23 protein-coding genes and 1 riboswitch are annotated in these 23,808 nt (G+C 37.6%); of the genes, 3 read left to right on the top strand and 20 right to left on the bottom strand.

Annotated elements, in window-relative coordinates; genetic code table 11:
- The first annotated feature begins 345 nt into the window (after positions 1–345).
- Positions 346–1,128 (top strand): enoyl-ACP reductase FabI, encoded by a 783-nt coding sequence (fabI, locus tag AC6CHJ_RS04660; protein ID WP_498287441.1) that lies wholly within the window; start codon positions 346–348, stop codon positions 1,126–1,128.
- A gap of 88 nt (positions 1,129–1,216) precedes the next feature.
- Here fabI and AC6CHJ_RS04655 read toward each other — a convergent pair whose 3' ends face one another.
- Positions 1,217–2,227: an NAD(P)H-dependent flavin oxidoreductase gene (locus AC6CHJ_RS04655; RefSeq protein ID WP_498287439.1), complete on the bottom strand. Its 1,011-nt coding sequence runs from the start codon at positions 2,225–2,227 to the stop codon at positions 1,217–1,219.
- A 276-nt stretch (positions 2,228–2,503) separates the two neighbouring features.
- Positions 2,504–3,781 (bottom strand): C40 family peptidase, encoded by a 1,278-nt coding sequence (locus tag AC6CHJ_RS04650; protein ID WP_392994514.1) that lies wholly within the window; start codon positions 3,779–3,781, stop codon positions 2,504–2,506.
- A gap of 316 nt (positions 3,782–4,097) precedes the next feature.
- Here AC6CHJ_RS04650 and AC6CHJ_RS04645 point away from each other — a divergent pair, with 316 nt between their 5' ends.
- Complete coding sequence (locus tag AC6CHJ_RS04645; protein WP_066785977.1) at positions 4,098–4,982, top strand: LysR family transcriptional regulator; 885 nt, start codon at positions 4,098–4,100, stop codon at positions 4,980–4,982.
- A gap of 47 nt (positions 4,983–5,029) precedes the next feature.
- Here AC6CHJ_RS04645 and trhO read toward each other — a convergent pair whose 3' ends face one another.
- The 11 genes from trhO to AC6CHJ_RS04590 form a co-directional block, all read right to left on the bottom strand.
- Entirely contained in the window at positions 5,030–5,983 is a 954-nt protein-coding gene (trhO, locus tag AC6CHJ_RS04640) for an oxygen-dependent tRNA uridine(34) hydroxylase TrhO (protein WP_066785974.1), read from the bottom strand.
- Positions 5,984–6,171: 188 nt separating this feature from the next.
- Positions 6,172–6,750, bottom strand: a complete 579-nt coding sequence (locus tag AC6CHJ_RS04635) for an ECF transporter S component (protein WP_066785971.1) — start codon at positions 6,748–6,750, stop codon at positions 6,172–6,174.
- A 157-nt stretch (positions 6,751–6,907) separates the two neighbouring features.
- Positions 6,908–7,044: riboswitch (FMN riboswitch) on the bottom strand.
- Positions 7,045–7,165: 121 nt separating this feature from the next.
- Complete coding sequence (locus AC6CHJ_RS04630) at positions 7,166–8,950, bottom strand: ATP-binding protein (protein WP_498287437.1); 1,785 nt, start codon at positions 8,948–8,950, stop codon at positions 7,166–7,168.
- Positions 8,943–9,659 (bottom strand): response regulator transcription factor, encoded by a 717-nt coding sequence (locus AC6CHJ_RS04625; RefSeq protein ID WP_498287435.1) that lies wholly within the window; start codon positions 9,657–9,659, stop codon positions 8,943–8,945. The genes AC6CHJ_RS04630 and AC6CHJ_RS04625 overlap by 8 nt, the downstream gene beginning before the upstream one ends.
- A gap of 229 nt (positions 9,660–9,888) precedes the next feature.
- Positions 9,889–11,076, bottom strand: a complete 1,188-nt coding sequence (gene ccsB / locus AC6CHJ_RS04620; protein WP_498287433.1) for a c-type cytochrome biogenesis protein CcsB — start codon at positions 11,074–11,076, stop codon at positions 9,889–9,891.
- A complete protein-coding gene (gene resB, locus AC6CHJ_RS04615; RefSeq protein ID WP_150283967.1) occupies positions 11,073–12,740 on the bottom strand; it encodes a cytochrome c biogenesis protein ResB in 1,668 nt (555 codons plus the stop codon). The genes ccsB and resB overlap by 4 nt, the downstream gene beginning before the upstream one ends.
- Positions 12,741–12,756: 16 nt before the next feature.
- On the bottom strand, positions 12,757–13,287 hold the full coding sequence (gene resA / locus AC6CHJ_RS04610; protein WP_066791844.1) for a thiol-disulfide oxidoreductase ResA: 531 nt from the start codon (positions 13,285–13,287) through the stop codon (positions 12,757–12,759).
- A gap of 118 nt (positions 13,288–13,405) precedes the next feature.
- Positions 13,406–14,137, bottom strand: coding sequence for a pseudouridine synthase (locus tag AC6CHJ_RS04605; RefSeq protein WP_066785957.1), 732 nt, complete (start codon positions 14,135–14,137; stop codon positions 13,406–13,408).
- Positions 14,138–14,236: 99 nt separating this feature from the next.
- The gene (locus AC6CHJ_RS04600) at positions 14,237–15,235 is read right to left on the bottom strand and encodes a D-alanyl-D-alanine carboxypeptidase family protein (RefSeq protein WP_223823522.1); all 999 of its coding nucleotides are present in this window, start codon (positions 15,233–15,235) and stop codon (positions 14,237–14,239) included.
- Positions 15,236–15,253: 18 nt separating this feature from the next.
- Complete coding sequence (gene scpB, locus AC6CHJ_RS04595) at positions 15,254–15,853, bottom strand: SMC-Scp complex subunit ScpB (protein WP_498287431.1); 600 nt, start codon at positions 15,851–15,853, stop codon at positions 15,254–15,256.
- Positions 15,825–16,604, bottom strand: coding sequence for a segregation/condensation protein A (locus AC6CHJ_RS04590; protein WP_147193996.1), 780 nt, complete (start codon positions 16,602–16,604; stop codon positions 15,825–15,827). Before AC6CHJ_RS04590 ends, scpB begins: the two co-directional genes overlap by 29 nt.
- Positions 16,605–16,660: 56 nt before the next feature.
- Here AC6CHJ_RS04590 and AC6CHJ_RS04585 point away from each other — a divergent pair, with 56 nt between their 5' ends.
- Positions 16,661–17,167, top strand: a complete 507-nt coding sequence (locus AC6CHJ_RS04585) for a DUF309 domain-containing protein (RefSeq protein WP_392995652.1) — start codon at positions 16,661–16,663, stop codon at positions 17,165–17,167.
- Here the strand turns inward: AC6CHJ_RS04585 and AC6CHJ_RS04580 are convergent.
- The 7 genes from AC6CHJ_RS04580 to AC6CHJ_RS04550 all read right to left on the bottom strand — a co-directional run bounded on the left by AC6CHJ_RS04580 (position 17,164) and on the right by AC6CHJ_RS04550 (position 23,798).
- Entirely contained in the window at positions 17,164–17,535 is a 372-nt protein-coding gene (locus tag AC6CHJ_RS04580; protein ID WP_066785937.1) for a GNAT family N-acetyltransferase, read from the bottom strand. The two genes, AC6CHJ_RS04585 and AC6CHJ_RS04580, sit on opposite strands and share 4 nt — an antisense overlap.
- Before the next feature lie 195 nt (positions 17,536–17,730).
- Entirely contained in the window at positions 17,731–19,047 is a 1,317-nt protein-coding gene (lysA, locus tag AC6CHJ_RS04575) for a diaminopimelate decarboxylase (RefSeq protein WP_498287429.1), read from the bottom strand.
- A gap of 80 nt (positions 19,048–19,127) precedes the next feature.
- Positions 19,128–20,681: a spore germination protein gene (locus AC6CHJ_RS04570; RefSeq protein ID WP_392994521.1), complete on the bottom strand. Its 1,554-nt coding sequence runs from the start codon at positions 20,679–20,681 to the stop codon at positions 19,128–19,130.
- Positions 20,671–21,465, bottom strand: a complete 795-nt coding sequence (locus AC6CHJ_RS04565; protein ID WP_066785928.1) for a SigF/SigG family RNA polymerase sporulation sigma factor — start codon at positions 21,463–21,465, stop codon at positions 20,671–20,673. The genes AC6CHJ_RS04570 and AC6CHJ_RS04565 overlap by 11 nt, the downstream gene beginning before the upstream one ends.
- A gap of 4 nt (positions 21,466–21,469) precedes the next feature.
- Positions 21,470–21,916 (bottom strand): anti-sigma F factor, encoded by a 447-nt coding sequence (spoIIAB, locus tag AC6CHJ_RS04560; RefSeq protein ID WP_066785925.1) that lies wholly within the window; start codon positions 21,914–21,916, stop codon positions 21,470–21,472.
- Positions 21,909–22,262: an STAS domain-containing protein gene (locus AC6CHJ_RS04555; RefSeq protein ID WP_066785922.1), complete on the bottom strand. Its 354-nt coding sequence runs from the start codon at positions 22,260–22,262 to the stop codon at positions 21,909–21,911. The genes spoIIAB and AC6CHJ_RS04555 overlap by 8 nt, the downstream gene beginning before the upstream one ends.
- Positions 22,263–22,493: 231 nt before the next feature.
- The gene (locus AC6CHJ_RS04550) at positions 22,494–23,798 is read right to left on the bottom strand and encodes a pyrimidine-nucleoside phosphorylase (protein WP_498287426.1); all 1,305 of its coding nucleotides are present in this window, start codon (positions 23,796–23,798) and stop codon (positions 22,494–22,496) included.
- Between the last annotated feature and the right edge of the window lie 10 nt (positions 23,799–23,808).

Raw genomic sequence — 23,808 nt, 5'->3', positions numbered from 1 at the left:
CTTCTGTTTTCCAAATTAACATATTTACTTACATGAAAAAAGCAGTTAAAGCAAAACCCAAAGTAAGTGCTATTAGCTGTAATTAAGAGGGAGATTTTTACTTTCCTCATTTCATCTCCTTTTAATTTGTAATCGAGCGCTTTTCTTATGCTTTAAGAAAAGATAACGCATGAAAATATTAACTACAACGAGCAAAGAATATACAAGTACTCAGCATTTACAAATTACCATTCCTATAAATTGTCGTTCTACAAAGAAGGTTATATTTCACGATTGCATTCTTTTAATAGATAGGTTACAATTTTTAGTATCTGGTATTAATAGCAACTATTATAGGAGGGTACGATGGATAATCTATTTCAACTAAAAGATAAAAATATCGTCGTGATGGGCGTAGCAAATGACAGAAGTATTGCATGGGGTACAGCCAAAGCATTGATTGAAGTCGGCGCTAATGTCATCTTTACATACCGTAAAGAACGTTCTTTAAAAAAACTAGAGAAACAACTTGCAAACTATGAGGATATTCAACCACTATTAATTCAATGTGATGTAAATAGCGATGAAAGTATACAGCAGGCATTCAACGAAATTTCTGAAAAAGTAGGTACAATTCATGGGATTGTCCATTCTGTTGCCTTTGCACATGCAGAAGATTTAAAAAATCGTTTTGTTGAAACATCTCGCGAAGGATATGCTTTTGCACAAGATACAAGCGCTTACTCCTTGATCGCTGTTGCAAACGCTGCTCGTCCATTTATGACTGAAGGCGGCTCGATTGTCACTATGACTTACTTAGGTGCAGAACGTGTACTTGAGGGCTACAATGTCATGGGCGTTGCTAAAGCTGCTTTAGAAGCATCTGTTCGTTATTTAGCTGCAGATGTAGGCACTGACGGTATCCGCGTAAATGCTATCTCAGCTGGAGCAATCAAAACACTCGCTGCTAAAGGGGTGCCTTCATTCAATACTATCTTAAATAAAATTGAAGAATCTGCTCCATTAAAACGTAATGTGACACTTGAAGAAGTGGCAAATATGACCGTTGTTATGCTTAGCCAATTATCAAGTGGTATTACAGGAGAAGTTATTTATGTCGATAGCGGTTATCATATTCTTGGCATCTAATAATACTAAAAACTGCTTCATCCAATATTAACATTGGGTGAAGCAGTTTTTTATTTTCTATCCAATGAACGCACTTATTTTAAGACGATCACTTGGTTAGTCGATCTATAATATCTTGCACCGTTCCCTCGTTAGCTAGATGCAAACTTGTTCCGGCCCACATTGCCATTAAACTATACATATCTAGCTCTGCCGCCCGAAGACGAATATTTTTAGTTAAATCATTTTGATAAGGATATGGGGCAATTGTATTTCCCTCCATAAAGACCATAAAGTCATTTTCTATACCCCTTGCATATTTCCCTGAAAAAGCCTTTGTATAGGCAGTATTGTCTTCATCTGCTAACAAAATCTGTTTTTTATAAATTGAAGCTGCACCACTTTCTTCACTGACAATGAAGGCCGTACCGATTTGTGCCGCTTGTGCACCTAAAGAGAGCACTTCTTCCATTTGGGCTTTAGTTGCAATACCTCCAGCTGCTATTTTAGGAATATGGATCACTTCTTGCGCTTCGTTCAATAGTTGTTTGAGCGGGATAAACTCTATAGGTTCTATAAATGAACCTCTATGTCCCCCCGCTTCTTCACCTTGTAGTACAACTGCATCCATTCCCAACTCCTGAATGTATAAGGCTTCTTTAATTGTCGTAGCTGTCCCGATTGTATAAATGCCATGTTGCTTGAGTCTATCTAAGAGATTCTCAGATGGTACGCCAAACGTGAAAGAACAAACTTTTACGCCTTCTTCTATAATGACATCAATCTGTCCATCAAAATCTGTGGCAGATAATGGAGCTCCTTCTTCCGCAATCATCAATTTTTTACGATACGGCTTTAACACATTATAAGCTTCTTCCAGTTCTTCTGTTGTCGTTTCTACAAAATTGGGAATAAATAAATTGACAGCAAACGGCTTATCCGTTTTTTCCTTGACAGCCTGAATAAAAGCTCTGGTCACCTCTGCGTTTAAATAGCCTGCACCAATAGATCCTAAGATTCCTCCATTTGAGCTCGCTGCTACCATTTCAGGAGTGGTCACTCCAGCCATTGGGGCTTGCACAATCGGATACTTTAACTGCAAATTCTCGATTAAATCCATATATTATACCTCCTAGGATATGTATTAACTACTAACTTATAGATTACTTTACCATATATTCTTCTAAAATTATCTACATAGTATCTTACCCGTTCAATTTTGTTTTAAATCTTTTCCTACAGGGTATAAAAAGAAAAAGCCTTCAAAAGAGAAGGCTAATTCAAGAGTTAAAATATCTATGGGATTTTAGAGTGCTATATAATTATTGGTTCATCTTCCCTACTAACATATCTATATGATTAGCGAAAAGTAAGTTTGAGAGTGGACAATATTATATTAGTTGACACCAGAAATGCGGCCGTATCCAACTAAATATTGGTTCCACCAATCTAGAGATTCAGTTACAACACCATTATTTTGGGCATCTAGCATTCTTCCGCCACCCAAATAAATACCGACATGAGCGATTCCTTGTCCATAACTAAAGAACACAAGGTCTCCTGCTTTCGCTTCACTTGCACTAATTTTTTTGGTAGCTATATATTGCTGAGCAGCTGTTCGCGGCAAGCTAACGCCTGCTTGTTTGAAGGCCCATTGAGTTAGACCAGAGCAATCAAATCCTGTAGATGGATTACTTCCTCCCCATACATAAGCTCGTCCTAAATATTTACTAGCTTCAGCTATTGCAGCTTTAGCTGAACCAGAACCTGATACAGAAGGTGCTTTTTGATCACTATCGGTTACTTTTGCACCATTGTTACCATTGCCAGCATTACCTGATGAGCCAACATTATTCTGTTGAGGTACGCTTTCAGCTTTTACCGTATTATTGCTTGTTTTGCTGACCTGTGCAGCTTTTACTGCTTCGGCTTCTTGAGCTTGTTGTGCTTCTTTTGCTTTTTTAGCTTGTAAGAATTGCTTTTCTTGAAGAGCTTTTAAGCGTCTTGCTTCTCTTTCACGCTTTTTACGTTCTCTTTCAAGTCTTTCTTGTTCTTTCTTGGTTGCAATTTGTTCTTTCAATTTTAGAGATTTTGCTTTGTTTTCAGCTTTTTTTGTTTCTAATCTATTTTCTTCTTCCTGCATTTCTTGGAATTGGTTTTGTAGCTTAGATTGCTTCTCTTGCAAATTGTGTTTTTCTTTAGCAAGCTTAGCTTTGTCTTTTTTCTGTTCATCTAATAAGTTTTGGTCTGCATCTAAAATGGTTTTTACAGAAACAGTACGGCTTACAGCATCCGCAAAGTTATCTGCACCTAAAATAGCATTTAGGTATGGACTGAATGTGCGATCTTGATTTTGGTATGCTTTTAAACGGTCCTCAATAATCTTTGAGCGTTCATTGATCGTTTTTTCAGTTTTTGCAATCTCATTGTTTGTTTCTGCTATTTCTTGTAAAGTTTTTTCATATTCAGCTTGTTTTTTGTCTAGTTGTTTTTGTAGTTGTTTAATTTCTTTATTTAAGAGGTTAATTTTATGATCGATGGATGCTTTCTTTTGAATCATCTGCGCGGATGTTTTTGCATTTACATCAATTGGTTGTTGCGTTGTGTACATAAAGCCGCATGACAGTGCAAGGGTTGCTATAGCAGTGCGACCCCATTTTGTGCGTTTATTCAATCTAAATCAACTCATTTCCCTAATTTTCTTTATATGCGTTATTTACCATTACTTATATTATCATGAATAAAGCGTTTGTATAGGTCTTTTGATGGCATTTAATAGAAGCGTAACGGATGTTACATATTTGTCATAATATTCTTTTCTTCTATTTTCTTCTACAAATTATATCACTTACTTTCCTATAAGTCTTTTATATTGTTTTTATTCCATTTTTTAAATAGGATTCACAACCTTTTATTCACCCCTTAACAAAGCGAAAAAGGCTGTAGATATGTTACTATAATTAAATCAAGGGTAAGAGGAGCGAAGTCTAATGGAATGGCAACAGTTAGAATATTTTCAGGTGTTGGCTAAAATCCAGCATATGACCAAAGCAGCCGAGAAATTGTCTATTTCCCAACCTGCACTAAGCCGATCAATAGCTAGGTTAGAAATGGAGTTGGGGGTTCCTTTATTTGAAAGACAGGGCCGTTCCATCAAGCTAAATAGGTATGGCGAAATATTTGTTAAACGTGTGCACAATATTATGCGAGAATATCAAGATGGGCTCCATGAAATTCAAGAACTAATTAATCCGAATCACGGAGAAGTATATCTAGGCTTTTTACATACACTTGGCACAAATGTAGTGCCAGATTTGATTATGCATTTTAGAAAACAGTTTCCAAATATTCATTTTGTCCTAAAGCAAAATCACACTCACTCACAGCTTAAGCAACTAAAATCCGGGGAACTAGACCTGTGTCTGCTCGCTGAAATGAATGTAGAAAAACCTATAGAATGGATGGAGCTTTGGCGTGAAGAGTTATATGCTATAGTACCAATATCACACCCGCTTGCCGATCGTAAAACTATTACCATATTTGAGTTGGCCAACGAACCTTTCGTATTGCTTAAAAAGGGATATGCCTTGCGCATTCAGATTGATGAAGCGCTAAATCAAGCAGGCTTAACTCCGACAATTACATTTGAAGGGGATGAGGTAGCCACGGTAGCAGGTTTCGTGGCCGCAGGATTAGGTGTTTCCATATTGCCTGACGGAGAAGAAATAAATCCAAATAGGATGGCGAAAATAAAAATTAGCGATTTAAAATTAGAAAGGGTCATTGGGATGGCTTGGTCTTTAGAACGTTATCTATCTCCAGGTGCTAAGCAATTCCGACAATTTATTCTTCAATATTTTAAGAATAAAAAATAGTTATAAAAAAAAGCAAAACGCCCTGTGCGTTTTGCTTTTTTCAATATCTATTTAGCAATCGTTTCGCCAATTTGCGCTAGACGATCTAGTACTTCACTTTCAGTTAATTGATGTTTAGCAATATAACGGTTTCTTGGATGCACCCTACATTCATGCGTACAACCACCTAGATGCTTATCTTCATTTTCTTCCGAACATAAGATTTGTTTATTGCATTCAGGATTTGCACAATTGATATAACGCTCACAAGGTTCACCATCAAAGTGGTCTCTACCAACGATGACATGTTCTACTTGGTTAACTGGAACCGCAATTCGTTCATCGAACACATAGCATTGGCCATCCCATAATTGTCCTTTAGCTACTTCATCTTTACCATATGTGACAATGCCTCCGTGAAGCTGAGCCACATTGTCAAAGCCTTCTCTCTTCATCCAACCAGAGAATTTTTCACAACGAATGCCGCCCGTGCAATATGTCAAGATTTGCTTACCTTCAAATTGCTCTTTATTTTCATTAATCCACTCTGGCAATTCGCGGAATGTTTGAATATCTGGACGAATTGCACCTCTAAAATGCCCCAGATCATATTCATATGTGTTACGTGCATCTATCACAACTGTATTATCTTCTTGCATTCTTTTCAAAAACTCTGCTGGTTCTAAATATTCACCGGTTAATTCATTTGGATTAATATCTTCTTCTAAATGGAGATTCACCAATTCATCTTTCGGACGTACATGCATTTTTTTAAAGGCATGGCCCTCTGCTTCATCTATTTTAAAAACAATTCCATCAAAAAGTGGATTGTTTCGCATATAATCCATATATGCATTTGTAGCTTCTACAGTTCCAGAAAGTGTACCATTGATTCCTTCTGGAGCAACCAATATACGGCCTTTTAATTCATTTGATTGGCAGTATGCTAGATGCTCCTGAGCAAATTGCGCAGGATCTTCGATTTTTGTATAGAAATAATATAATAAAACTTGATATTTCATTTATTTCACCTATCTTTCATATTTACAAGATATTAAGACGGGGTCAGTAATTTTTAGACGCCGATAAATCTTGGCTTTTAAAACGACTTATCTATTATACTATAATTTAAAGAAAAAAGGGGCTCATTAGCTCGAACTCCATTAAACAAAAAAAGCTAGCTTATTTATCATAAGCTAGCAATCTATTTTTACATATATTGTTTTTGCTGTTTTTGTATCCACTTTTTCATGTTTGAAGCTAGAAGTAAGAAGATAGCTGTTAGGATAATACCTTTAATAATATTAAAAGGCAATATACCCGTCACAATTGTTTTTGTTAGGACAGCCCCTGTCTCAGTTGGTACATTTAAGAAGTAGGAATACATCGGCATAAATAAGAAATAATTAAGAACGCTCATCCCTATAGCCATTGAAATTGTACCGACTACTAATCCAGTTGAAAGCCCTTTGGTAGTTGTTAAACGTTTATATACAAAGTAAACCGGCATAATAAATAATATACCTGTTGTTATATTTGCCAAATGTCCTACTGGCACACCTGTTGGGCTGCCTTTATAAAACCAATCTAGCACATTTTTGATGACTTCTACTGTTATTCCTGCAACAGGCCCCATTGTAATTGTTGCCAAAAGAGCGGGGATATCACTAAAGTCGACTTCTAGAAAAGCCGGGAATGGAGGCAATGGAAAGTTAAAAATCATTAATACAAATGAAATACTGCTCAACATTCCAATCGTCACCATTTTTTGTAGACGTGTGTTCTTCAACGTTTTTCTCTCCTTTTGCGATTCACTTCAAAAAGAGGAAAGGCCCGTTTTGATTATGAACAAATAAACCCCTAAGCAAAAATTCGCTTAAGGGAGAGTTAGGCATAGTCAAATAAACGTCCTCGCATTCCACAAAAAAATGCACAGACGACCGTACCTTCACCTTCTCCCATCCAGACTATACTGTCGGCCCTGGATTCTCACCAAGTCCTGCCTTAACGGCTCGCGGGCTCAAGAGGTCAAAATGCCTCTAATACCGCCGATCGGGAATTTCACCCTGCCCCGAAGATGAATCAATATGTTTTTATTACAATTCAACTATATAAGAGATTTAGAACTTTGTAAAGAGAGTTGCACCATTCGTTGTAACAAAAAACGCCAGCATCTTTATGCTGGCGTTTTTAACTATTAAAATTTACTTACTGATCTTGGCTAACGGCAAGTAGAAAATAAAACTTGTACCCACATCCACTTCACTTTCTACCAAGATCCTGCCTTTATGTGCTTCAATAATATTTTTAGTAATCGCAAGTCCTAATCCTGTGCCGCCTTTTCCCCTAGTTCTTGCTTTATCAGCCTTATAGAATCGCTCAAATACATATTCTATGTCTTCTTTTGGAATACCTGCGCCATTATCCTTTACTTGGATACGAGCGTAGTCTTGCTGCTGATCGACAACAACTTGTACTATACCTTTTTCCCTTGTATGGCGAATGGCATTGTCAATTAAATTGGTTAGGACTTGCTCAATACGGTCTTCATCTAAACTAATCAGTGTCACATCATCAAATGACGATGAGTAGGTTAGCGTGATATGCTTTTCTCTTGCTGCTTGCACAAATTTCTGGGTAATTCGTTCGAACACGGGCGTAATAGGTACTACTTCTTTATATAAGGTGATGTTCCCCGATTCCATCCTCGCCAAATCTAGCAAGTCTGTAACCAACCTACCCATTCTCTGTGATTCATCATAGATAATTCGTATCATTTCATTCCGTTCTTCCTCACTAGATACGACATCATCGATAATAGCTTCACTATAGCCTTGCAGCATAGCAATCGGCGTTCTTAGTTCATGTGATACATTTGCGATAAAGTCAGAACGCAACTTATCCAAGCGATGTTCTTCTGTTTTATCGCGAAGCACCGCCACAGCCCCTCGAACAGAATCGCCGCTATAGAGAGGGCTTATAGAGATTAAAAAATATGCCCCTTCCATTTCCAACTCTTCTCTTAATACTTCTTCCATTTCTAAGACATGGTCAAGCATATGGTAAATTTCATTAGGGATCAATTGGTGTTCATCTCGTTTTTTGATCGCCCATTTCTGAAGCAAGAGATCCGCGGGAGGGTTGCTTAATATGATACTTCTTTCACTATTAAATGTAATAACAGCATCTGTCATCGAAGTTAGAATGCTTGAAAGTTGTTCTTTTTCTTGGTTGATAACTTCCATATGGTGCTTGAGCTGCTTACCCATTTGGTTAAAGGCTATCCCTAGCTGACCAATTTCGTCATTTTGCAGTACCGGTACCTTTTTATCAAAGTGTCCCTTCGCTAATTCAAACGCCGCTTCACGAATTTTCAATAAAGGGGATGTGATACGCGTTGATAAGAAAAAGGCAAAGAAAGTTGTTAATAGAAAGGCTATAATAGCTGATAGAAATACAATCTTTGTTGTTTCTTTTGATGTTCGATGGATCGCATCAGGACTTTGATAGATAAAGACGACACTATGCTCCATCTTCTCAACATTTAAAGGAAAGGCTAAAACAATATACGATTCAACATGATCCCTCTCGGTTGAGGAAGGAAGCATCATTTCTTTCACAATAGGTTTAGATGAAGTAAATGCTTTATTGAAGGATTTTTCACGAATAATCCGCTCTTTTATCTTCTCTGAATTGACCCCTTCTTGCAAAGAAAATAGATCATGACCAGGCTTGTCTGCTATAACTGCATTTGTTTCATCACTTAAAATATCATGTATTATAGATTTAGTAGAGGCTATCGATTTATGGTCATCGACGACTCGTGCGATGGTGGTCGCTTCTTGTCTTAGTAGGGCTTCAGATTGTTGGGTATGGTATTTGGATAAAAATTCAAGCATCAATACTGTGAATACAAATAAAACAAATGAAACGAGAAGCAATATGGTTACCCATAGCTTCCCGACTACACTGCCCCATATCCTAATCATTCACTACCTCAAATTTATAGCCCACTCCCCAAACAGTTACAATCATTTTTGCAGCATTTTCCGATACGCGATTTAATTTTTCACGAAGTCTTTTGACATGTGTATCAACTGTGCGCAGATCACCGAAGAAATCATAATGCCATACTTCTTTCAATAGCTGTTCTCGGTCAAATACTTTATCTGGTGCTTTTGCCAAATAATAAAGTAATTCATATTCCTTCGGCGTTAGATTCACTTCTACGCCATCCGCTGAAACGCGATGTGCATCATTGTCAATAGTCAAATGCGGGAACACAACTAAATCCTTCGAAACCGATGTCACTGTTACGGGTGAAAAGGCAGCCGATCTGCGTAGAATAGCTTTTACTCGTAGTACTACTTCCCGAGGGCTAAATGGCTTTACAATATAATCGTCCGCTCCAGATTCAAAGCCTTGGACCCTATTAGCCTCTTCACCTTTTGCTGTTAATAAAATAATTGGTGTTGATTTCTTCTCACGAATTTCCTCGCAGGCTTCTAAACCATCTTTCTTCGGCATCATAATATCTAAAAGAATACAGCGGTAATCATTGGTTAATGCTTTTTCTACCGCTTCTTCTCCATTTTCTGCTTCTTCTACTATGTATCCTTCACGCTCAAGATACATTCTGATAAGTCGACGAATTCTTTCCTCATCATCAACTATTAATATTGAAATTTGTTCAGTCACTGTACATGCCTCCCAGTATGCTATAGTATTATTGTACAATTCTTAATAGAAAATGAAAAGAAAAGCCTTTTTCTCATAAGAGAAAAAAGGCTTTTCTTTTGTCATAGAAACAGCATCTAAAGACAAGTACTCTAGTCATTACAGCGTATTCTCATTGTGAATTATCAAGCTAACCTTATATCTAACTATATTTAACTATAGTTGTTAGGTTTATTGCTTTAATTAGTTTTTATCCAGCATAAGAATGTAGACCAGCAATAATCAAGTTAACTGCTACAAGATTGAACATAATAATAACAAACCCGATTACTGCAAGCCATGCTGATTTTTGTCCTTGCCATCCTTTAGATAAACGCAGGTGAAGAAATGCCGCATAGAATAACCAAGTAATAAGAGCCCAAACTTCTTTAGGATCCCATCCCCAGAATCTTGACCAAGCTTCTTGTGCCCAAATCATAGCGAAGACTAGCGCACCAAGTGAAAAGACAGGGAAACCAATTAGTACAGATCGATAACCAACTTCATCCAATAACTGCATATTTACTCGTTTTGTAAGTGGTTGGATTGCACGGCTAATGGATTTGCGAAGAATTAAACGAATGATAATATACAAGATTGAGCCAAAGAGTATGGACCAAACTACTGTCGTTAATTTTTTCGCATTTACTAATGCCGGCATGGCAGCTAAAGGTTTCATCTTGTCTGGAGATTTCATTTCATATTCATGCATACCGAATAGAGCCGGCGTGTTGTAAGTAATTTCTTGTGTAGCGCCATTTTTATCTACATAGGTGAAATCAGCATTATAATCCATTAATTTAAAAGTAGTAGTCACAATCACAAATCCTAATACAAGTACGCCAGCATACATGACGATTTCTAGCCAAATGCTGCTCTTTGTACGTTTTTGTGTATCAACGCTCTTCATGAGATAAATCAAACCAGCTACAGCACTAATGGCTAAGATGGATTCGCCCATCGCAGCCGTAATAACATGGATAGTTAGCCAATAACTTTTAAGGGCTGGGATTAACGGCGTCACTTCTTTTGGGAACATACTTGCATAAGCAATAATCAAAATGGCGATTGGCAAAGCAAAAAGGCCAAGTGATGGCAGTTTGTAAATAAAATAAATGAGAATAAACGCACCGACAACAAACATGCCAAATGCAGTCGTAAACTCAAACATATTACTTACAGGCGCGTGTCCAGAATAAATCCAGCGAGTAATGAAATAGCCTAAGTTCGCAATAAAACCAATAATTGTAATAGTAATGGCGATAGTTCCCCACTTTTTATTGGAGACGGATGCATCTTTTTTTCCGCCTTTTACCGCTCCACCAAAAAATAGCGTACCTACTAAATAAGCGATAAAAGCAATAAATAATAACGTACTGCTCAGATCAATTAAACTCATAAGGTGTTGTCACCTTCCTTTTCTTCCATTTCCTTCTCATCTTCTTCTTGCTGGTCAACCCATAAAGGCAGGTGGGCATAAGTAGTAACCGCATCCAAATCTTTCTTCATGCTAAACCAGTTTTTATTTGTATGCGCAGCAAGCAACAGGCGACCATCATTTGTACGTTGTAACCAAAGTCGACGATGGCTCCAATATGAACCTATTACTACACCTAACATAAAGATTATACCACCGATTGCTAAAATTGGGAGAGTCCTATCTTTACGTATTGTTAGGCCTGAAACATTACGAGTTTCGATATTTTGGAATTTCATTTGATATTTAGTTGTGCCAAGTGGTTCAAGTGTTTGCTTAATTGCAACAAAGCTTGTCTCACCCTTTGGCGTCTCTGGTGTATACATTTTGAAAATAAAGGCAGGATTATTAGGTAGCGGTGAGTCAGATTGCGGTTCCCCATCATCAAAACCTGAAAAAGTTGGGTAGTAACCTTTAACTTCGACTTTTGAGCCGTTTCCTAAATCATACTCTTTTTTCGGTTCTGTTAAGTCAATATCTACTTCACCTAAAGATTTTCCTGTTTTCTTATTCACTAAATTAAAATTCATTGCTTTTAATTCGTTTAATTTAAAATCCATTTGATAGAGGGCATAGCCATCGTATTTCAGTGGTTTATTTACTTGGATTGCATGGTGTGCGACTTTCTTCATATCTTGAGTCTCACCAGCAATGCCTTCATCCTTTGATTGATACAGCACAACATCTGACTGATAATTTTTTGCTATTGAATTAACAGCAGCTTTGGATTGATTGAACTCTTGTTTTTGTTCCTCTTTTTTATACGTTTCAAAGGTGAATTTATTATTATGTAGATAATAACCATCCATACCAGGAATAGATGCTGTCTCGCCTTCTCGAATCCATAAGGATTCATCAATATAAAATCCAGGCATTAAGCGCAACATTACACCGAACAAGAAAATGATAAGCCCTACGTGATTGATATATGGACCTGAGCGCGCAAATCGGTTTTTCTCCGCGAGCAATACTCCATCTTCTCTTCTCACTTTATACTTTAGCTCTTTCATTTTCTTCTCAGCTAAATTTAATGACTCTTCCGCTTTATCCGCGGCTATTTCTTTCTCGCCAAAAATACGTTGGCGTTTCATAAAACTTTCATGTCGTTTTACACGTTGATTCTTTAATGATTTGTAAAGAGGCACGCCTCTATCAATACTTGCAGCAATAATAGAGATCGCCAGCATACCAATTAAAGTCTGGAACCACCAAGAACTGTAAATATCACTCAGCCCCAAGTTATAGTAAATTTTACCAAAAGTTCCATAGTTATCAATATAAGCCTGTTTTGCATCTTCACCTTGCATGACATTAACATACATTACTTGCGGCAAGAATGTACCGATAGCTGCAGCAACTAGTGTGATGACGATAATCGAAACGCCGACTTTGACACTAGAAAAGAAGTTCCATATTTTATCGATGATTGTTTTATTGTATGTTTTTGAACGTATGGCTCTTCCTTCATACTTCATATCGACGACTTTTGCGTGCTTTTCTTCTTCTGTTAGCGGCCTTCCGCATTTTTCACACAGATGTGTTCCTTCAGGATTGACATGGCCACATTCACACGTTATGTTTTTCATCCGTAAGAACTCCTTATTATGGTTTAATACTGTTTAGATATTGATTAATCTCTTTCTCTTTCATTTCCCCGGTAATAATATTCTCAATTTTGCCATCTTTATTAATCAGTATCGTAGCTGGCAACGGATCAACATTGTATGCTCTCATAACACTTCTAGTTTTATCGATTACTATTGGAAATTCAACTCCTAGCTTGTCTGTAAAACTTGTTACTTCAAGTTCGGATTGAGCAATATTAATACCCAATATTTGGATTCCTTGATCTTTAAATTCTTTATATTGATCGTTTATAGCAGGCATCTCTTTTTTACAAGGTTTGCACCAAGTTCCCCAAAAATTTAACAGGACACCTTGACCCTTATAGTCCGATAGCTTATGTGTTTTACCATTTAAGTCCACAAGCGAGAAGTTAGGAGCATCATCCCCCACTTTAAGCAACTTTACATCATTCTTATTTGCTGTTGTATAAATAGTGTAAACGATAGCAGCTACAAGAACAGCCAAGATGGCTATTCGTAGATACAGCCTTTTTTGTTTTTTTTCCATTGGCATAGAAAGCCTCCTTTAACAGTAGAAACAGCCTATTCCATTATAGCAAATTTAATCTAATTAGTTCTGTAAGATATAGGTCTTTGTGAAAGCTTTATGAAGGATAATCGGCTGGTTAGCCGATTTTTCCTGTTTCTGACAATACACGTAGCTGTTTTACTTCATGTGCTGTTAATTCGCGTGATTCTCCTGCATTTAATCCATGTAAACCTAAAAATGCAAATTGCTCCCGTTTTAATTTTTGAACTGGGCATCCAATTGCTTCAAACATACGCTTCACTTGTCTATTTTTACCTTCATGAATGGTAAGCGCAATGATGGACTTATTTTGCTGTTTATCCGATGATAGCACTTTCACTTTTGCAGGAGAAGTTTTGCCATCTTCTAGTTCAATCCCGCGTTCTAATTTTTTTAAATCTTCCCTGCGAGGTAAACCCTTCACTTTTGCTACATATGTTTTATCAATTTTATAGCGAGGATGTGTCATTTGATTTGCAAATTCCCCATCGTTTGTTAACAATAAAACTCCTGATGTATCAAAATCTAAACGGCCGACTGGAAAGATCCGTTGTTCCACTTGCGGAAAAAGATCTAAAACAGTTTTGCGCCCTCTATCATCAGATACAGCTGAAATAACACCACGCGGTTTATATAATAAGTAATATACTTTCTCTTCCTTTTCTATTTTTACACCTTCTACTTCAATCGAATCATGTGAGGACACTTTGATACCGAGCTCACGAACGACCTGACCATTGACTTTTACTTTACCTTCTGTAATTAATTCCTCTGCTTTTCTTCTAGAAGCAATCCCCGCATGTGCGATTACTTTCTGTAGTCTTTCCATTTAGTCACCTCATTAAACTTAATGCTATTAGCCTTCAAAAATTATGTCATACTTTGACTAATAATAAAAGAGAAAAAGACCGTCACTAGGACAGTCCTTTTACTTCCAAATCATTTGTACAGGCTCTTCAATCAAAGGCTTTCCATTTAACTGGAATTGCCATACACCAATCTCTCCCTGTGCAATGCGCGGCATCTGCAAAATAGATTTGACTTTTTTGCTCTCATCTTTTGTTAACAAAGCCGACACAGGATGGTCAAGTTTAACTTGTAAATCATCTTTCACTTGATAAACACCTTTTTTTGCTAAGACACGTTGTTCATATTTATTGAAAACTGTGTCTGCAAATCCAGCATGCACTTGCCAGTCATTAGATTCGTTTAGCGTCACAACAATTACGCGCTTTCCATCTTTTTCAAAATATGTTGCAAGTGTTCGCCCCGCTACTTTTGTATAACCTGTTTTACCTGCAATCGCATATTTGTTAGAGTGCAACAATTTATGTTTGTTTTGCCAAACTGTTGGGTTTTCCAAATCACTTTTATAGAATTTGGTAGTAGCAATTTTACGGAATTTTTTCTCCTGCATCGCAATACGAAGCATTTGGGCCGTATCATAAGCAGAGGATAAGTGCTTCTCATGATGAAGGCCAGAAGGGTTTTCAAATCTGGTTTCTGTTAAATCATAGAGCACAGCATAGTCGTTCATTAATTTAACAAAGCCTTCTGCTGATCCACCTACTTCTTCTGCAATTGCTGTTGCAGCATCATTACCCGAACGGAGAAGCAGGCCATTGAGCAGTGTTTTTAGGCTCGTCTCTTCACCCTCTTTTAAATAAATGGAAGACCCTTCGCTCAAGGTTGCTCTTTTCGAAATGGTTGTCGTTTTATTTATATCCATTTCTTTAATTGCTACAAAAGCTGTCCACATTTTTGTAAGGCTTGCAATTGGGAGTCTTTCATGTTCATTCATCCCTATAAGCAGCCTTCCCGTATCTGCATCAATTACTGCATACGAATGAGAAGCAGCTTGAGCTGTTTTTTCAAATGGCATAAAAACGACAAGGCAACTTAATACTACGATAATCCAACGATACAAATTGTCACTCCTTTAACTTCATTCTGTTTCAGGTTCCTGGAAGGCTTCTTGGAATTTAGACATAAATAAGTCTGGTTGATCATCCAGCTCTTCCATTCCTTCTTCTGGGAGAGTCGGCAATTCAGATAAATCATTTAAACCGAAATAATTTAGGAACTCTTTCGAGGTGCCATACAATATTGCACGTCCAGTCCCTTCTGCTCTTCCCACTTCATGGATTAAACCTCTTGCATTTAAAGTATGTAACGCTCTCTCACTTTTTACACCTCTTAAATCATCAATTTCTACACGAGTTATTGGCTGCTTGTACGCAACAATAGCTAATACTTCTAAAGATGCTTGTGACAATGATTGGCTTGGAGGATTCTCAACTAATTTTTGGATCAATTCAGCATGCTGTGGCTTCGTAATTAGCTGAAAGGTTCCTGCTAATTCTTTTAGTTTGATTCCCCTGTTATCCTGTTCTTCATAATCTTTCATCATTTGCTCAATAGCTAATTTTATTTCACCTTCATCAGCCTCTAGTAAAATGGATAGTTGTTTAATTGTCAGTCCATCTTCACCTATGACAAATAGTAGGCTTTCAATTTTACTCATCAATAGATTCAAGTTGCTCATCTGTTATTTCTTCCTTCCGTAGTATCACCGTTAAATCGGCAAAGTTGTTCAATTGTTCAATCGCCACGATTTGCCGCTTCATCAATTCTAGAAGTGATAAAAATGTGATAACAAGCGTTTCTCTGTCATCTGACGGAAATAAATCAAAAAAGTCTGCACGACCGTTGGAAAACTTTAATACATTGATTACAGACTTCATTTGAGCTTTTATCGTGATGTCTTGTTTCGTTATCTTTGTAGACAAAGGAGCTTTCAATCTTTTTCTATTTAACATTTTTTGAAACGCCGCAACCATATCATAGACATTGACTGAAGCATCAAATAAAGCAAGTTGTTCCTCTGGCATAAGAGCAGATAAATCTGTTGGCGGTCTAGTAAAATAATGTGTTCTGCTGGTTTCTAATTCTTTTAAATTAAGAGCTGCTTCTTTATATTTTCTATATTCTATTAATCTTGCTACAAGCTCATCACGGGGATCCTGCTCTTCAATTTCAAACTCTTCTTCAGTCAGTTCACCTTCATATATTGGTAATAGCATTTTACTTTTAATGGCGAGCAATGTTGCAGCCATAACCAAATATTCGCTTGCTTCGTTCAATTCCAAAACTTGCATCGTATGAATATGGCCCATATACTGTGCAGTAAGCTCAGCCATCGGTATATCATATATATCAATTTCCAAACGATGAATTAAGTGCAATAATAAATCAAGAGGGCCTTCAAAAGCCTCTAACTTCACTTCGTATGACATATCTTACCACCTGACAATTTTTCTTTAAAATTTAGTATAGAGGAAAGGTGAGCAAAATGCATCCTATGCATCATCCTTTATTTATTCAATTTCTTGCATACTTTAATGGCAACCAAGATTATTTTGAATGCCATGAAGTACTAGAGGAGTACTGGAAGTATGTAGCTCCACGAGATAAATTGCATCCACTAACTGGCTGGATCCAATTAGCTACTGGCTTATATCATTATAGGCGAGGCAATTACAAAGGTGCTGATACTATTTTAAAAAAAGCAGAGCTAACTCTTCGCAATTCCCTTCACTCGCCTTTTTTTGATGACAAGGAAATCGATGCTCTTAGCGTAATCGAACATATTCATCAAACTCAAAAAAATGTGAGTCTTAGGGAACCTTTTAAAAACTGGCCAGTCAATATATTATCAATTTCTTTAAAAGATAGAGTAGAAGAATCCATCTCTATATTGCCAAACCTGGATGATCAATTCCTTCAAAATAAGCATATGCTTAGAGATCGTACGGATATTCTTCGTGCACGGAACGAAAAAAGAAGAAGCAGACATTAAACCTCTTCGTCTGCTTCTTCCAACATTGTTAAACATTTTTGTATAAACGGCTCTGTTAACTCATCAGCGGCAATAGAGCCACAAACATCCATTTCATAAAGCTTTCGAATCATTTCGACTCCAACGCCTTCTCCACGATGAGAAGGATCAACAGAAATATGTCTAACAATCCATTTATTATCTTTAATTTCGACTCCTACAAGACCAATATAATCATCGTCTTGTTTCCACAAATATAGTTGCCAGTTTGGATCAGAGTTATATTGACAAATCGTCTCTTGCAATTTTTTCACGTCTTTATGTTCTGGCATAAAGGACAAGAGCCCCATTGCAATTTTTTCGTTTGCTTTTTTATAACGACATAACATGTATTAGATCCCTCTTCTTTTTGCCTTTAAGTCTCTTTGAATATCCTACACGAAAATAAATAAATGCGCAAATATTCTTCCGTTATTTGGTAAGGGAATCAGGTGCTACAAAAAACCAATAGATTACTCCCCAAATCACAGCCATTAAAATAAAAGATATTAATAAAATAATATTGCTTCTTCTCACGATAGCTTTTACCTCCTTCCAATTGTCAAAGGAAGGTCTAACCTTACAATATCCTCATATGTTTCACGCTTGATTGCCAACTGATGTCTTCCCTCTTCTACAAAAACTACCGCAGGCCGAGGAATTCGATTATAGTTGCTGGCCATTGAGTACCCGTAAGCCCCCGTGCAAAATATAGCAAGAATATCATTAGGCTCAGCCTCTGGCAATTGTATATGCTCAATCAGTTTATCACCAGATTCGCATAACTTACCAGCTATCGTGTAAAACTCAGCAGGTTTCTGTAAAATCTTATTAGCAATGGCCGCTTCATACTTCGCTCCATATAGAGATGGACGAATATTATCGGACATTCCACCATCAACTGCTAAGTACTTTCGTGTATCGGGAACCACTTTTTGTGAACCTATAGTGTATAAAGTTGTTCCAGCTTCGCCTACTAGGGAGCGACCTGGCTCAATCCAAATTTCAGGCATGCTTAAATTGTGCCTTTTGATTTCTTCTGATACTGTTTGAATTAATTCTTCTACATAGATATTTGGCTCTAATGGCTCGTCGTCTTCCGTATATCGAATACCAAAGCCACCGCCTAAATTAAGCACGTTAATCTCATAGTCTTCCTCGTTATGCCATTTACTAATTTTTTCTATTAATCTAATGGCAGCCAACCTGAATGCTGTACTGTCAAAAATTTGTGAGCCAATATGACAGTGGAGACCTTGTAGTTTTAGAAAAGGATCGTGCTGCAGCTCTTTAAATGCTCTGTCCGCTTGCCCATTGTTCAAGTCAAAGCCAAATTTCGAATCTGCTTGTCCTGTCGTAATAAAATCATGGGTATGTGCTTCAATCCCCGGCGTAACCCGAAGAATTACGTCCATTTTCTGCTCTTTACGCGCAGCTAGTTCTTTTAGTAATTGAATTTCTCTAAAGTTATCAATGACAATACAGCCAATTCTTTCATTAAAAGCAAGCTCTAATTCTTCCAAACTTTTATTATTTCCATGAAAGTGAATTCGATTGCTAGGAATTCCTGCCTGTAATGCTGTGTATAGCTCGCCTCCTGAAACGACATCTATCGATAAGCCTGCTTCTTCTGCAGCCTGATAGATGGCGATACTTGAAAACGCTTTGCTTGCATAACACACTTGTGCTTTCACAGAAGCTTTCTCGAAAGTATCAATAAAACTCTTTGCCCTTTTGTAAAATAACTCGAGGTCATACACGAAAAGGGGAGTCCCATATTTTTTTGCAAGATCTACCGTATCTATATCTCCAATTGTTAAATGGCCTAATTCATTAATTGCTTGCGTTCCATATAAAAACATCAAATCTCTCCTATCATGAATAAACCGAATTTTCTTTATAATGAACTTTACCATGATAGGAAGAGAGATGCAATGCGTTGTTAGTTTCGCTTTCTGTCTTTTGCTCCAACAATATACGGACGAGGAGCGTCGTTAGTCATTGGGAAACGAATTAATACATGGGCAAAACCAACTGGGAAAAATGGAATGAGCGGCCATAGATAAGGCACCTTCATCGGTTTTAGAGAGACCATGTACCAAACAAGTAGGAATAATCCTATAAAGAAACCATTTAACCCTAATGCTGCTGTTAATAAGAGCAAGATAGTTCTAAATATTTTTATCGATATACTTAGCTCATAAGAAGGAATAGCAAAGGTGAAAATGGCCGAAATAGCCGTATAGAGAACAACCTCAGCTGAGAATAAGCCGACATCGATTGCAATTTGACCTATGATAATCCCTGAAATAAGTCCCATGGCAGTGGATAAAGGAGTTGGAGTATGAATCGCGGCAATCCTTAAAAATTCGACGCCTATGTCTGCAGTTAATATTTGGACGAGGAGAGGAACTGAGGTTTTTTTGTTAATGCCAATAAAATCAATCGATTGCGGGATAAATTCAGGATGTTTGACTAGTAAAAACCATAGAGGAAGCAAAAAGAAACTTAAAAATACGCCAAAGAAGCGCAAAAATCTAAGCATTGTACCAATGGCTGGCGCTTGTCTATATTCTTCAGCATGTTGCAAATGATGAAACATTGTAATTGGGACCAATATAACAGATGGTGATGTGTCTACTACAATGGCGATATGGCCTTCTAAAACATGCGCAGCTACAATATCCGGCCTTTCACTGTATCGGACAAATGGAAGCGGATGATAACGTTGCTTAATCAGCCATTCTTCTAGTGATTTATCCGACATGGTCATGCCGTCATGATGAATCGCTTTAATCCTCTCTCTTACATAATGGAGATGCTCATCATTAACAAGTTCTTTAATATAAACAATAGCTATATCCATTTTGCTTCGAGCTGTTTCTTGGTGAAGCTCGAACCTTAAAGAAGTGTCACGAATTCGCCTTCTAATCAATGCCGTATTCAAAACTATATTTTCTGTAAAGCCATCTCTAGAGCCACGTATTACCTTTTCATTATCTGGTTCTTCTGGCTGTCTACCAGGATAACTTCTTAAATCAGCAACAAATGCTATACCAGAGGGTGTGATAAACGCGACTTGCCCACTTAAGATTGCAGCCAACAATTTGTCCTTAGATGTTTGCATTTCCCAAGCAAAATAAGGAAAACATTCAAAGAAGTACTTTGCTTCTACACTTAATTTCTCTTCTTTGCTTGAATCCACTTTTTCATCTTTCTTATTAGCATCTAATTCTGGAGCATCTTCTTTTTTCACTTGAGCTTGGTTCTTCCCAAAGACAGATGTAGGCTGTGTGGCTGTTAAAATACGCGTGAAATTTTCTGTATCAGTTAAGCCATTAATATTAATCATAAATACGTCCATGTTGTGCACATGGACATATTTCATATTGATATCATAGCTTTCACTTTTACCAAACTGCGAAATCATGAACTCTTCTGCAGCTTCGTTGCTTTGAAATAAAGATACTATTTTATTATTGGTATCATTGCTCATGTTCTGCCACCTTTACCAATTGTTCGTATTGTTGATCTGTTAACCAAATTTTAAGCTGTGCTAATATCTTCTTCTCTAGCCGTGATACTTGCACTTGAGAAATACCCAAGCGTTCGGCAATGTCACTTTGGGTGCAATCATGGTAATAGCGCAGATAGATGACTGATTGTTCTCTTTTCCCCAGTCTCTCTAACATATCTTTTAATGGAATATGTTCAAAAGGTTTTTCAGATCTCTCATCTTTCATTTGATCCATTAAGCTGATCGGATCCCCATCGCTTTCAAAAATTTGTTCATGAAGTGAAGCAGGGTCTCGTAGCGCGTCGCTGGCCATTGTGATGTCATCAATAGAAACATCTAATTGCTGCGCCAATTCTTGCAATGTCGGCGGCCTTTCATTGTTCTTCAGGAAGTCATCTGTTGCATGACGAATTTTAAAATTAAGCTCACGGATGGAGCGGCTCACTTTTACCATACCGTCATCGCGCAGAAATCGTTGAATCTCCCCAATGATCATTGGAACAGCGTATGTGGAAAATTTTACCGGGTAGGATAAATCAAATTTATCGACTGATTTCATGAGGCCAATACAACCTATTTGAAACAAGTCTTCTAAGTCTGCCCCTCGTGATGCAAATCGTTGAACAATGGACCAAACAAGTCTTGTGTTTCCTTCTACCATATCTTTCCTTGCTGCTTCATCCCCTGCCTGCGCTAATTTGATAAGCTCTCGCATCCGATCTTGTGTTAGTAACTCTTTTGACGCTTGCGGGTTTGATGTCATATTGTCACCTTACATATAGCGGCTCTTGGACTGGTTGAAATTGTTTCTTGAAAGTAACGGCCGTTCCTTTCCCGAGTTCTGATTGCACAGTTAATTGATCTGTAAAGCTTTCCATGATGGTAAAGCCCATCCCTGACCTTTCTAGCAATGGTTTTGTTGTATATAGCGGTTCCATCGCTTGTGTCACATTTTCAATTCCTATACCTTGATCAAGAATTGTTATGGTTACTTCTCGGCCATGTCTTGAAGCTTGTACTGTTACAATGCCATTAGGATTTTCATCATAACCGTGAATAATCGCATTTGTTACTGCTTCTGAGACAACTGTTTTAATTTCTGATAGTTCTTCAATAGTTGGATCAAGTACTGATAAAAAGCTTGTAATCGCTATTCTAGCGAGTGCTTCGTTATCGCTTACTGCCATGAATGATAGCGTCATTTCATTATCCATGCAGAATCCCTCCTAAACTTTGGATGGCTTCTTGTTCAGTGTCATGCCAAATATATTTTCCTAATCCAGAGAACTGGAATATTTTCTCCATGGTAGAAGAAGGTTTAATAATTAATGTACGGCCATTATGCACTTGCAGATCTCGCATTCTCCCAAGTATTAAGCCTACGCCTGCGCTATCCATAAATTGAAGGCTTTCTAAGTTCCAGATAATGTCTTGTACATAACCGCTATAGATCGCCTGAGAGATGTCTTCGCGGATATGGCGAGCTGCATGGTGGTCGAGTTCGCCCCCCAGCCTGATAATGGCTATTTTTTCAGATGTAATTTCAATATGATGCTGCATTTGTATACCTCCTTTTTAGAAACTATACTACATGAAAAGGTAGGTTTCCTTAAGTATGACAATTTAAGAAGTAATAAGCTAAAAATAGAAAAAATGTGACAGCTACCATCCCTCATTATAGACGGCCATTTTCCCTTTTAAACACAAAGAGTTGGATTAATATTTTTGATTTCAAGTCAAAAAGTGGTATAGAAAAAACCTGCATTCAATAGAATGCAGGTTTAATTTAAACTATTCTGTAATGATTTCTTCAATTAATTCTGGTGCTTTCACTTCGTTTTCTGAGAGTGAAATATTAGCATATATCTTTTCGATCACTTCTTTGACTTCTTCTTGGTTTGCATAAATTGTAGCTAGAGATTCGCCTTCTTTTACAGAATCGCCCACTTTTTTATGCAATATAATACCAACAGCAAGGTCAATAACAGAATCTTTAGTAGCGCGTCCAGCACCCAGTAACATTGCAGCAGTACCAATCTCGTCTGCTACAATATGACTTACATAACCTTGCTCTTTTGCAGGTACCTCAAACGTATATTTTGCTTGTGGCAACAGGGAAGGGTCATCCACTACACTCGGATTGCCTCCTTGGCTTTCAATAAACTCTTTGAAAACTTCTAAAGCTTTGCCATTTTGAATAACTTCTTCGAGCTTTGTTCTTGCTTCCTCGATAGTTTTCGCTTTATTACCAAGTACAACCATTTGAGAACCAAGAGTCAGGCAAAGTTCTGTAAGATCTTCAGGTCCTTCCCCACGCAATGTATCGATCGCTTCTTTGACTTCTAATGCATTGCCTATTGCATAGCCTAGAGGCTGGTTCATGTCCGAAATAATCGCCATTGTATTACGTCCAACATTTTTTCCTATTTGAACCATTGCATGCGCCAATTTCTTAGAATCTTCAACCGTTTTCATAAAGGCGCCATCACCAGTTTTAACATCTAATACAATAGCATCTGCTCCAGCGGCAATCTTTTTACTCATAATTGAACTAGCAATTAGCGGAATGCTTGATACTGTTGCTGTAACGTCACGTAGTGCGTAAAGCTTTTTATCAGCTGGAGTTAAGTTCCCGCTTTGGCCAATAACGGCTAGTTTGATTCGGTTTACTTGTTCTGCAAATTGTTCAGTTGATAATTCAACATGGAAGCCATCGATTGCTTCTAATTTATCAATCGTTCCACCTGTATGGCCTAAACCGCGTCCGCTCATTTTTGCCACAGGAACGCCTACAGCAGCTACTAGTGGTCCTAGAACAAGTGTAGTTGTATCTCCAACGCCACCTGTCGAATGCTTATCTACTTTTATTCCTTCTATATCGGACAAGTCGATTTGGTCGCCCGACTCCACCATAGCCATTGTTAGATCCGCTCTTTCACGCTCACTCATATCTTGGAAATAGGTTGCCATCAACAAGCTACTCGCTTGGTAATCAGGGATAGATCCGTCTGTATAGCCTTGGATAAAGAAGCGAATTTCTTCTGTCGTAAGTTCTTGTCCCTCACGTTTTTTTTCGATAATGTCTACCATTCTCATGGATGGATCC

It is taken from the genome of Rummeliibacillus sp. GQ308, assembly GCF_059759115.1.
This window is presented reverse-complemented; position numbering and strand designations above follow the sequence as displayed.

What these genes read in the sequence shown, in the direction of transcription:
- AC6CHJ_RS04645 (WP_066785977.1), top strand. Translation starts at nt 4,098, where the DNA reads ATGGAATGGCAACAGTTAGAATATTTTCAGGTGTTGGCTAAAATCCAG.
- AC6CHJ_RS04590 (WP_147193996.1), bottom strand. Translation starts at nt 16,604, where the DNA reads ATGTCATACGAAGTGAAGTTAGAGGCTTTTGAAGGCCCTCTTGATTTA.
- resB (WP_150283967.1), bottom strand. Translation starts at nt 12,740, where the DNA reads ATGAAAAACATAACGTGTGAATGTGGCCATGTCAATCCTGAAGGAACA.
- AC6CHJ_RS04555 (WP_066785922.1), bottom strand. Translation starts at nt 22,262, where the DNA reads ATGCAGCATCATATTGAAATTACATCTGAAAAAATAGCCATTATCAGG.
- AC6CHJ_RS04570 (WP_392994521.1), bottom strand. Translation starts at nt 20,681, where the DNA reads ATGAGCAATGATACCAATAATAAAATAGTATCTTTATTTCAAAGCAAC.
- trhO (WP_066785974.1), bottom strand. Translation starts at nt 5,983, where the DNA reads ATGAAATATCAAGTTTTATTATATTATTTCTATACAAAAATCGAAGAT.
- spoIIAB (WP_066785925.1), bottom strand. Translation starts at nt 21,916, where the DNA reads ATGGATAATGAAATGACGCTATCATTCATGGCAGTAAGCGATAACGAA.
- fabI (WP_498287441.1), top strand. Translation starts at nt 346, where the DNA reads ATGGATAATCTATTTCAACTAAAAGATAAAAATATCGTCGTGATGGGC.
- AC6CHJ_RS04580 (WP_066785937.1), bottom strand. Translation starts at nt 17,535, where the DNA reads ATGTTATGTCGTTATAAAAAAGCAAACGAAAAAATTGCAATGGGGCTC.
- AC6CHJ_RS04655 (WP_498287439.1), bottom strand. Translation starts at nt 2,227, where the DNA reads ATGGATTTAATCGAGAATTTGCAGTTAAAGTATCCGATTGTGCAAGCC.
- AC6CHJ_RS04605 (WP_066785957.1), bottom strand. Translation starts at nt 14,137, where the DNA reads ATGGAAAGACTACAGAAAGTAATCGCACATGCGGGGATTGCTTCTAGA.
- AC6CHJ_RS04565 (WP_066785928.1), bottom strand. Translation starts at nt 21,465, where the DNA reads ATGACATCAAACCCGCAAGCGTCAAAAGAGTTACTAACACAAGATCGG.
- lysA (WP_498287429.1), bottom strand. Translation starts at nt 19,047, where the DNA reads ATGTTTTTATATGGAACGCAAGCAATTAATGAATTAGGCCATTTAACA.
- scpB (WP_498287431.1), bottom strand. Translation starts at nt 15,853, where the DNA reads ATGAGCAACTTGAATCTATTGATGAGTAAAATTGAAAGCCTACTATTT.
- AC6CHJ_RS04585 (WP_392995652.1), top strand. Translation starts at nt 16,661, where the DNA reads ATGCATCCTATGCATCATCCTTTATTTATTCAATTTCTTGCATACTTT.
- AC6CHJ_RS04550 (WP_498287426.1), bottom strand. Translation starts at nt 23,798, where the DNA reads ATGAGAATGGTAGACATTATCGAAAAAAAACGTGAGGGACAAGAACTT.
- ccsB (WP_498287433.1), bottom strand. Translation starts at nt 11,076, where the DNA reads ATGAGTTTAATTGATCTGAGCAGTACGTTATTATTTATTGCTTTTATC.
- AC6CHJ_RS04630 (WP_498287437.1), bottom strand. Translation starts at nt 8,950, where the DNA reads ATGATTAGGATATGGGGCAGTGTAGTCGGGAAGCTATGGGTAACCATA.
- resA (WP_066791844.1), bottom strand. Translation starts at nt 13,287, where the DNA reads ATGGAAAAAAAACAAAAAAGGCTGTATCTACGAATAGCCATCTTGGCT.